The 6,180-nt window shown below is 68.7% G+C and carries 6 protein-coding genes and 1 pseudogene; 2 read left to right on the forward strand and 5 right to left on the reverse strand.

Going from position 1 to position 6,180, the window contains the following annotated elements; genetic code table 11:
- Positions 1-319, reverse strand: a pseudogene (locus FV222_RS15040) (leucyl aminopeptidase family protein); the annotation flags it as partial.
- Between the two features lie 104 nt (positions 320-423).
- Here FV222_RS15040 and FV222_RS15045 point away from each other — a divergent pair.
- On the forward strand, positions 424-1,215 hold the full coding sequence (locus FV222_RS15045; RefSeq protein ID WP_147814895.1) for a tetratricopeptide repeat protein: 792 nt from the start codon (positions 424-426) through the stop codon (positions 1,213-1,215).
- Between the two features lie 206 nt (positions 1,216-1,421).
- Here the strand turns inward: FV222_RS15045 and FV222_RS15050 are convergent, their stop codons facing one another.
- From FV222_RS15050 to FV222_RS15060, 3 genes are all read right to left on the reverse strand, one after another.
- Complete coding sequence (locus tag FV222_RS15050; RefSeq protein ID WP_147814897.1) at positions 1,422-1,820, reverse strand: hypothetical protein; 399 nt, start codon at positions 1,818-1,820, stop codon at positions 1,422-1,424.
- Positions 1,821-1,936: 116 nt separating this feature from the next.
- Positions 1,937-2,680 carry an RNA methyltransferase gene (locus tag FV222_RS15055; protein WP_147814899.1) on the reverse strand — a complete coding sequence of 248 codons (744 nt, stop codon included), beginning with the start codon at positions 2,678-2,680 and terminating at the stop codon, positions 1,937-1,939.
- A 73-nt stretch (positions 2,681-2,753) separates the two neighbouring features.
- On the reverse strand, positions 2,754-3,302 hold the full coding sequence (locus FV222_RS15060) for a formaldehyde-activating enzyme (protein ID WP_147814901.1): 549 nt from the start codon (positions 3,300-3,302) through the stop codon (positions 2,754-2,756).
- A 212-nt stretch (positions 3,303-3,514) separates the two neighbouring features.
- Between FV222_RS15060 and FV222_RS15065 the strand changes: the two genes are divergently transcribed.
- Positions 3,515-4,729 carry an NADP-dependent isocitrate dehydrogenase gene (locus tag FV222_RS15065; RefSeq protein WP_147814903.1) on the forward strand — a complete coding sequence of 405 codons (1,215 nt, stop codon included), beginning with the start codon at positions 3,515-3,517 and terminating at the stop codon, positions 4,727-4,729.
- A gap of 125 nt (positions 4,730-4,854) precedes the next feature.
- Here FV222_RS15065 and FV222_RS15070 read toward each other — a convergent pair.
- The coding region (locus FV222_RS15070; protein ID WP_147814905.1) for a HAMP domain-containing methyl-accepting chemotaxis protein at positions 4,855-6,180 on the reverse strand (1,326 nt) is incomplete at its 5' end.

The raw sequence follows: 6,180 nt of genomic DNA on the forward strand, positions 1-6,180 counted from the left end.
CATCGCCCGCGACCTGCGCCAGCGCGTAGGCGCCGGGCGGGAGCAGGCCGGGGAGCTTGCCGGCCGACAGCCGGTCGTGGCCGGCCTCGTCCGTCGCGCCGAGGCCGAACAGGACGCGGGCGATGCTACCGTCGGCGGCCGGCAGAAGCGCGAGCTGGCCGGCTTTCGCGGTGAAGCCGGTCGCCGCCGCATAGGTCCTCTGCGACGCCGCCAGCCCCGCCTCGGTCGCCGACCAGCCGGCCTTGGCGACGAGCGTGACCGGGATGCCGGGAGTACCGGCCGGCAACAACGGAGGGATGGACGGTGCGGTGTCGGTCATGTGGTCCTGGCTGGCCGGGGCGTTTAACCCTGGGTTAGGGTTAACGCTCTACCACCGTCCCGTCGGGTGCGGGAAGAACCCGCCCGACCTCGACGGAGCATCCTATGATCGCGGCCTCCCGGCCGGTTGCGGCCACGTTCGCACGGAACTCGGCACCCCGGCTGATCGCCGCCTGCCTGGTCACCCTCGTGGCCGCGGGCTGCCAGCCGCGCTCGCCGGAGACCACCGGCTCGATCAACGGCGCGCGCCCCTCGGCCGGGCAGACCGAGGCGCTCGCGGAATCCTATGCGGCCAACCCCAACGACCTCGGCACCGCGATGCGCTACGCGCAGGCGCTACGGGCCAGCGACCAGCGCGCCCAGGCGAGCGCGGTGCTGCAGCAGGCGGCGCTTCGCAACCCGCGCAACACGGCGGTGCTCGGCGCCTACGGCAAGTCCCTGGTGGAGGTCGGGCGGCTGCAGGAGGCGCAGGAGGTGCTGCAGAACGCCCATTCCCCGGCCCAGCCGGATTGGCGCATCCTGTCGGCGCAGGGCTCCGTCGCCGACCAGCTCGGCGACCACGCCCGCGCGCAGGGTTTCTACGACGCCGCTCTGAAAATCCGGCCGGACGAGCCCTCGGTGCTGTCCAATCTCGGCCTGTCCTACGCCCTGGCGCGCCAGCTCGACCGGGCGGAGGAGACGATGCGCGTCGCGGTCTCGCGGCCTGGCGCGGATGCACGGGTGCGCGGCAACCTCGCGCTGGTGCTCGGCCTGAAGGGCCGCTTCGACGAGGCCGAGGCGATCCTGCGGCGCGACCTGCCGCCGGCGGAGGTCGCCGCCAACCTCGCCTCGTTGCGCAGCCTCGCCGCGCAATCGACCCGCGCCGCGACGGCGCGCAAGCCCGCCGATCGCGGCTAGGGCGTCATCCCTGATCTGCGGATCACGGAAAACGCTCCATCTCGTCGTGGGGTCGCATCGCCTCGACGCGAGCCGGGATCGACCGTGCTGGAAAAGGCTCTAGTGGTCGAAATCTGACGGATGGAACCCATGCTTTGGGTCCGCTCCCGACCCATGGCAGCCAAATTTCACCGCTCAGAAACTATCCAGAAGCGTACATCGAAACGTCAAATCACTCGCTTGTTGAAGATCGCTTCTTCAACTTTTAGCGCAGCTTTGTTTTGAAACCAATCAATCATCCTGCGAACATCCGCTTCTGTTGTGGCAGAAACATTAGCATCGATGAGTTCAGCGCTGGCTTGCGCCATCGCGATCAAGATACGTGCCGCCTCTGGGACGTACGGAAGATCGTTCTGATTGTCATGGCGTGAGCGGATGATTTTATACCGAATGTTTTCGGGATAAGTCCACGCGCTGACGAGCATTTCATAGACGCTCACATCTTGCCCGGCCAGGACAGCGCTCGCGTCTCGATCATTTTCGGAGTAGCCGCAAGCCTCGATCCGTTCGCATGTATCGATGGCTGCGCTCATCATTTCACGGATCAAACTCCAGTCGGTTTTCATGATCCCTCCGAACGGTTCGCTCGGCAGCTTACCTCGAACTTTGGCGCAAAGCGGACGGGCAGAAACCCACCCATCGCAGACGTTCGGGGTGGGTTCCATCCGTCAGGTTTTCACCACTAGGCAGCCCCGTCCGGCCGGCGCCGGGCTCCGCGTTCCAGCGCCTTCAGCGCACCGCGAAAGGTGCGCACGTCCTGCTCGGTCAGGCTCATGCGGTGGAGCCGGTCGCGCATGTTGCGGGCGATGCTCTCGCGCTTTTCCGGCGGATAGAAGCCGGCGCGGGCAAGCGTCGCCTCCAGGGTCTCGAACAGCGAGAGCAGCGCCTCGCGGGTCGCCTGCGGCGCGCGAATCTCGCCGGTGAAGGGGGCCTGGGCCAGGCCCGCCGCGCGGCGCCACTCGTATCCCACCAGCAGAACCGCCTGCGCGAGGTTGAGCGAGGGAAATTCCTCGCTCACGGGGAAGGTGACGATGGCGTCGGCCAGCGAGACCTCGTCGTTCAGGAGCCCGATGCGCTCGCGCCCGAACATCACGCCCACCTTTTCGGAATTCGCGATTCGCACGTTCGCCTCCGCCATGGCGACGTCGGGCAGCAGGACGCGCTTCATCTGCCCGCGCTCCCGCGCGGTCGTCGCGAACAGGACGTTCAGGTCGGCGACGGCCTCGGGAAGCGTCGCGTAGACCTTTGCCGCGTCGAGCACGTGCGTCGCACCGGAGGCGGCCTCGCGCATGCCCTTCTTCGGCCGGCCGTTCCGCGGCGCGACGAGCCGCATCTCCGACAGCCCGAAATTCGCCATCGCGCGGGCGGTCATGCCGATGTTCTCGGCCAACTGCGGTTCGACGAGGATGACCACGGGGACGCTCATGCGCGGGCCTCTCGCACGGACGTCCGCCGTGCGGAAGGGCTTCCGAGTGGACGGAGGCCCTCGTTCGCGGCGCTCAGATCTTCCCGTCGAGACCCATCTGATAATACTTGTGCACGATCTTCTCCTGGTTCTCGAGGAGCCAGTCGATCGAGGGCTCGTTGGTCATCGCCTTGCGGATCGCTTCCGTCATCCCGCGACGCTGGATGTCGAACAGCGCCTTGTGGTCGACGGTCTCGGCCTCGATCACGCCCGGGCTGAGCCAGACCGAGCAGATGATGCCGAGGTCGTTGGCCTTGTCCTTGGGGATGTAGCCGGCGCGCACCGCGTCGAGCACGCCGTTGGCGATGGCGAACTGCACCGTGCCCATCAGGATCGAGGTGTACTTCGATTCCGTGACGCTGACCTTGGAGACGCACAGCGTCACCGGGCGCACCATGATGTCGGTGTTCAGCAGGGCGAAGACGCGGGAATGGCCGACGACCTGGTCGCCGGTCAGCGTGGCGAGCGCGGTGCCCACCGGCCCGTCGAGCTCGCCGATGATCACTTCGGGCTCGGCAGCCGTGTTCGGGGGCCCGCCGGCGACCAGCGCCTCGCCGGCCCGCAGGATGATGCGCTCGCTCATGGTTGCTCCTGACGCTCGATGGATGCGCGCTGATTTCAGCCGGAGCGCCGGATGTCCACCCCTCACGCCGCACGGCCCGGCGCGCATGACAGCCCCGGCGGCCTGTCCGCGCCCCCGGCTTTCGTCCGGGAAAGGCCCGCGCTATGACCCGCCCCGCGGCCGCACGGCATTTGCATGGGGGCCGCCCGGATTTCTACGGAAGGCAGTGGCTCATGGACAAGATCAAGGTGGCGAAGCCCGTCGTCGAGCTCGACGGCGACGAGATGACCCGAATCATCTGGTCCGAGATCAAGAACAAGCTGATCCACCCCTATCTCGACCTGGACCTCGACTATTACGACCTCGGCGTCGAGCATCGCGACGCCACGAACGACAAGGTCACGGTCGACGCGGCCGAGGCGATCAAGCGCCACGGCGTCGGCGTGAAGTGCGCCACGATCACCCCCGACGAGCAGCGCGTCGAGGAGTTCAAGCTCAAGGAGATGTGGCGCTCGCCCAACGGCACGATCCGCAACATCCTCGGCGGCGTGATCTTCCGCGAGCCGATCATCTGCAAGAACGTGCCCCGCCTCGTGCCGGGCTGGACGCAGCCCTTCGTCATCGGCCGCCACGCCTACGGCGACCAGTACCGCGCCACCGACTTCAAGGTGCCGGGCAAGGGCCGCCTGACCATCAAGTTCGAGGGCGACGACGGCACCGTCATCGAGAAGGAAGTGTTCAAGTTCCCCGCGGCCGGCGTCGCGATGTCGATGTACAACCTCGACGAGTCGATCCGCGACTTCGCCCGCGCCTCGCTGAACTACGGGCTGGCGCGCAAGTACCCAGTTTATCTCTCCACCAAGAACACCATCCTCAAGGCCTATGACGGGCGCTTCAAGGATCTGTTCCAGGAGGTTTTCGACGCCGAGTTCAAGGGCAAGTTCCAGGCGCTCGGCATCACCTACGAGCACCGCCTGATCGACGACATGGTCGCCTCGTGCCTCAAGTGGTCGGGCGGCTACGTCTGGGCCTGCAAGAACTACGACGGCGACGTGCAGTCGGACACGGCGGCGCAGGGCTTCGGCTCGCTCGGCCTGATGACCTCGGTGCTGATGACCCCGGACGGCCAGACCGTCGAGGCCGAGGCCGCCCACGGCACGGTGACGCGCCACTACCGCGAGCACCAGAAGGGCAAGGAGACCTCGACCAACTCGATCGCCTCGATCTTCGCCTGGACCCGCGGCCTCGCCCACCGGGCCAAGCTCGACGGCAACGCGGAGCTTGCGAAGTTCGCCACGACGATCGAGACCGTCTGCGTCGACACCGTCGAGGCCGGCTTCATGACCAAGGACCTCGCCCTCCTGGTCGGGCCGGAGCAGAAGTGGCTCTCCACCACCGGCTTCCTCGACAAGGTCGACGAGAACCTCAAGGCGGCGATGGCCGGCTGAGGCGTCTCCAGGCACATCGGGCGCCCCGCGACGACGGCGGGGTGGCCCGGTGCCGCATCATTTCGATGCCCGGCATGCGACCGGTCGAGAACGGCGATGCGCGCAAGCACATCGCCGTTCTCGATTCAGGCGGCGCGCACGTCGGCGAGAAACTGGCGGACTTCCGCGCGCAGCATGCCGGATTGGCCGGCGAGCGCGTCGGCCGCGGCCGCGACCGATTGCGCCGCCTGTCCCGCGCCGTCCGCCGAGTGGACGACCTCGGCGATGTCGTTCGTCACCTGGTCGGTGCCGGCCGAGGCTTCGGCCATGCTGCGCACGATCGCCTGCGTGGCGGCACTCTGCTCCTGCACGGCGTGGGCGATGCTCGTCGCCACGCCGTTCATGGCCTGGATTTGGGCGGCGATGTCCTGGATCGCCCCGGCGGCGTCTCCGGTCGCCGCCTGGATCGCGGCGACCTGCCGGTCGATCTCGGCCGTGGCGTTGGAGGTCTGGGATGCGAGTTCCTTGACCTCCGCGGCCACGACGGCGAAGCCGCGGCCGGCCTCGCCTGCGCGGGCGGCCTCGATGGTGGCGTTGAGCGCCAGCAGGTTCGTCTGCCGCGCGATGGTCGAGACGAGGCCGATCACGTCGCCGATCCGGTTCGCCGCGCGGTCGAGCGCCGCCATGGTGGATTCGGTGCGGGATGCGGCCTGCACGGCGGTGGCCGACATCGCCGTCGCCTGATCGACCTGCCGGCCGATCTCGCCCATCGTCGCGCCGATCGTGCCGGCCGCGTTCACCGCGGCGTCCACGTTGCCGCCGGTGTCGCGGGCCGCGCCCGCAGCGCGGGTCGAGCACAGGGCGGTTCCCTCCACTTCCGCGCGCATCGTATCGGAGGAGGCCTGCAGCCCGTCCACGGTATCGGAGACTCGGGCGACGATGTTCCCGACGGTCCGCTCGAACCCGTCGGCGAGCTCGTGGAGCATGGCGCGCCGCGCAGCCTCTTCGCGCAGGCGTTCCGCCGCGGTGGTCTCGAGCTGCCGGGCCGCGTCCTCCAGCGACATGTCGCGGATCTTCACCACCGCCCGGGCGATGTCGCCGATCTCGTCCCGGCGGGCGGCCGCCAGCAGCTTCACGTTCGTGTCGCCCCGCGCGAGGCGGTCCGTGTCGGCCGTCAGCCGGATCAGGGGCTGCGACAGGCTCCGGGCGAGCCACCAGGCCGTCGTCACCCCGACCAGGGTGAGGACGCCGACGAGCCCGAGCATCGCCCAGATCGTCCACACCGTGGCGCGATGGGTCGCCGCGATCCCGGCCTGCGCGTCCTCGGCGGCCAGGGCCACGGCGGCGTCGAAGGCCTCCGTCAAACGCCGGCGATGGCGCGTCATCCGTTCCGTGGTGGGAACGCCCTGCGCTGGGCGGAGGCCGAGCAGGATCTCCGCATCGCTGCGCCAGGCGGCCGCCGCGGTCCCGGC

Source organism: Methylobacterium sp. WL103, assembly GCF_008039885.1.
Taxonomy (GTDB): Bacteria; Pseudomonadota; Alphaproteobacteria; order Rhizobiales; family Beijerinckiaceae; genus Methylobacterium; species Methylobacterium cerastii.

Bases quoted from the DNA above. Each gene is read 5' to 3' on its own strand.
- FV222_RS15045 (WP_147814895.1), top strand. From the start codon at position 424: ATGATCGCGGCCTCCCGGCCGGTTGCGGCCACGTTCGCACGGAACTCG.
- FV222_RS15050 (WP_147814897.1), bottom strand. From the start codon at position 1,820: ATGAAAACCGACTGGAGTTTGATCCGTGAAATGATGAGCGCAGCCATC.
- FV222_RS15065 (WP_147814903.1), top strand. From the start codon at position 3,515: ATGGACAAGATCAAGGTGGCGAAGCCCGTCGTCGAGCTCGACGGCGAC.
- FV222_RS15055 (WP_147814899.1), bottom strand. From the start codon at position 2,680: ATGAGCGTCCCCGTGGTCATCCTCGTCGAACCGCAGTTGGCCGAGAAC.
- FV222_RS15060 (WP_147814901.1), bottom strand. From the start codon at position 3,302: ATGAGCGAGCGCATCATCCTGCGGGCCGGCGAGGCGCTGGTCGCCGGC.